Annotated in this window: 1 protein-coding gene and 2 pseudogenes; all 3 read right to left on the reverse strand. The window is 77.5% G+C overall.

From position 1 onward, the window contains the following. Positions 1–405, reverse strand: a pseudogene (locus SSBG_RS13820) (hypothetical protein); the annotation flags it as partial. A 182-nt stretch (positions 406–587) separates the two neighbouring features. Continuing rightward, complete coding sequence (locus SSBG_RS13825) at positions 588–1,358, reverse strand: DUF4232 domain-containing protein (RefSeq protein ID WP_008746736.1); 771 nt, start codon at positions 1,356–1,358, stop codon at positions 588–590. Positions 1,359–1,440: 82 nt separating this feature from the next. Then, a pseudogene (locus SSBG_RS13830) lies at positions 1,441–2,447 on the reverse strand (hypothetical protein); the annotation flags it as partial.

Below are 2,447 nucleotides of genomic sequence, written 5' to 3' on the forward strand. Positions count from 1 at the left end.
GAGGGGTTCTTCCAGGGGGCGCTCGGGGTCCTGGACGCGCGTGCTGTCGTTCTTGGCCCAGCTCGGGTCGGGGTCGCCCTTCTCCTTGCCCTCGGAGGTGCGGTCCTCGGAGGTGCGGTCTTCGGAGGTGCGGTCCTCAGCGGCGGGGTCCTCGGGGGCGCCGTTCTCGGGGGTACGGCCGTCGGCGGCGCGGGCCTCGGCTTCGCGGGTCCCCGCCCCGTCCCGTCGCCGGGTGCGGCGCGGGGCTTCGAGGGCGTTGAGGCGGTCGATCTGGGCGCGCTCGGCGGCGCTGTGGCCGCAGTCCGGGTCCTCGCCGCCGGAGGGGGCCGCCGGGTGCCGGTCGCCGGTCGCGGCATCCGGGTCCTGACCGCCCGGCGGCGTCGCCCCGTCTCCGCTTCCGGTCACTGTGCCCGCCTCTCGCCGTCCCGCTACGGGGTCGGGCGGCCATCGCGTGGGGGACGTACCGGCCCGTTGCCCCCATCGTCGGGGGGAAGCGGGCCGGGTGCCGTCCGGAAGGGGGCTGATCGGGGTACGGGCGCGGGGCGGGCCAGCGGTGCGGGGGCGCCGCTACGGGTGGCGCGGGGCGCTCATTCCCCCGTACCGGCGGTGAACGGGCCCACGCGCGGGACGCTCGCCTTGCCCGTGTTGCTCACCGGGCCGCCCTTCCAGGGGGCCTTCAGGTAGTCGCGCTCGTCGGGCGGGGTGAGGCGGACCGAGTCCGGGGTGACGGTCGTGACGCCGGTGATGCGCGGGTCGCTGAAGGTGAGCGGGGACCAGGCGCTCTTGCCGGGGGCGAGCGAGACGCGTTCCTTGGTGCCGGGGGCGCGCTGCGGATCGACGCTGACCTGCTCGCCCGCGCTGTTGACGAAGGCGAGGCCCGGATAGCCGTAGACGGTGCAGGTGCGCGAGGAGGTGTTGGTCAGGACGAGGGCGAAGCCTTCCTGACCGGCGCCGGGGTGGTTCTCGCCGACGCGCGCGGAGAGTTCCGAGGTGTGGCACTGGGTGCTCGCCGCGGGCTTGGAGTCCGAGCCGCCGTCGTCCGTGTCCGCGCCGCCGCCCTTGGTGGCGCCGCCGCCGGGGGTCTCGCTCGCGGCCGGGACGGAGCCCTCGCCGCCGGGGGTCGCGGGGGTGCTCGGGTCCTTGCCGCTGTCCTCGCTCGCCCCGGAGCCGCCCTGGTCGCTCGTGCCGGTCTTGTCGCCGGGCAGCGGGCTGGCCTCGCTGCCGACCTTCTGCGCGCTGTCCGAGCCGCCGTCGTCGTTGCCGCCGCAGGCGGTCAGGAGCAGGGCCGCCGCGGCGAGCGCCGCGGCGGCGGTGCCGGCCCTGCGGGTCTTCGTGGTCTTCCCGGTGGTCGTGCGCATGGTGTTCTCCGCGTCTCGTGGGGGGCTTCGCCGAGGACGGCCCGCTTACGTACTTCTTCGATGCGTGCTCACCGGGGAAAGTTCACGGCCGTTCGGTGCTTTTTCCCGCCGGGGCCAGTTCCAGCCCGCTCAGGACCTTCTTGGTCGTCTCCTCGCAGTCGCTCCCGTCCCGCGCGCAGCGGATCTGCACGTAGGCGCCGCGCCCGTCGCCGTCCTTCCTCGGCGCGAGGGCGGCCTCGGCGAGGCGGTGGCGCGAGCACCCCGTCCAGGTGCGTACCACTCCTTTCCACTCGCCCGCGTCCCACTCCTCCTCGCTCGGCTTCCGGCAGCCGTCGTGGCGCAGCGCCTCGACGGCGGCGGTCAGGGGCGCGGCGTCCCGCTTCGCGCCGAGATCGACGGCGCCCGCGAAGACGCCGTCCACGCCGCTGTCCGGGTCGGACCAGTCCGCCACCTTCGTGGCGACGGTGAGGCCCGGCTCCTTCGCCGCGGGCAGGCCGATCGCGGCGGGGTCCCAGCCGCCGTCGGCGTACTCGCGCGCCCAGGCGGCCGGCACGGTGAGGCGCAGCTCGCCGGTGGCGTCGGCGACACGGCGCCCCGCGGCGCTCTCGCCGGAGCCGGAGCCCGGGCCGTCGCCGCCCTTCCCGCCGCTCTCGCGGAGCGCGAGCGCGGTGCCCGCGGCGGCGAGGGCGAGGGCGAGGACGGTGAGGGTCACGAGGAGCCGGCGCGGGCGACGGCGACGGCGGGCGGGGGCCTCGGCGGGCACGGGGGAATCGGGCGGTACGGGGGCCCCGGGCGGTACCGGGGTGGCGGCGGCCTGGGCGGGGCTCGCCGGTACGGGTGTCGGGGGCACGGGCGTGGCCGGTACGGGCGTCGGGGGCACCGGAGCCGGTACGGGCGTCGGGGGCACCGGAGCCGGTACGGGCGTCGGGGGCACCGGAGCCGGTACGGGCGTGTCCGGCACCGGCGTGGCCGGAACGGCGGCCTCCGACGATGGCACCTCCGGCGGCACCGCGTCCCCCGGTGCCGGTCCCGCCGCGCCGCACGCCTCCCGTACGCGCTCCAGCTCGCGCGCGAACTCCGTCGCGTCGC

The organism is Streptomyces sp. SPB074, from assembly GCF_000154905.1.
Classification (GTDB): Bacteria; Actinomycetota; Actinomycetes; order Streptomycetales; family Streptomycetaceae; genus Streptomyces.

What these genes read in the sequence shown, in the direction of transcription:
- SSBG_RS13825 (WP_008746736.1), bottom strand. Translation starts at nt 1,358, where the DNA reads ATGCGCACGACCACCGGGAAGACCACGAAGACCCGCAGGGCCGGCACC.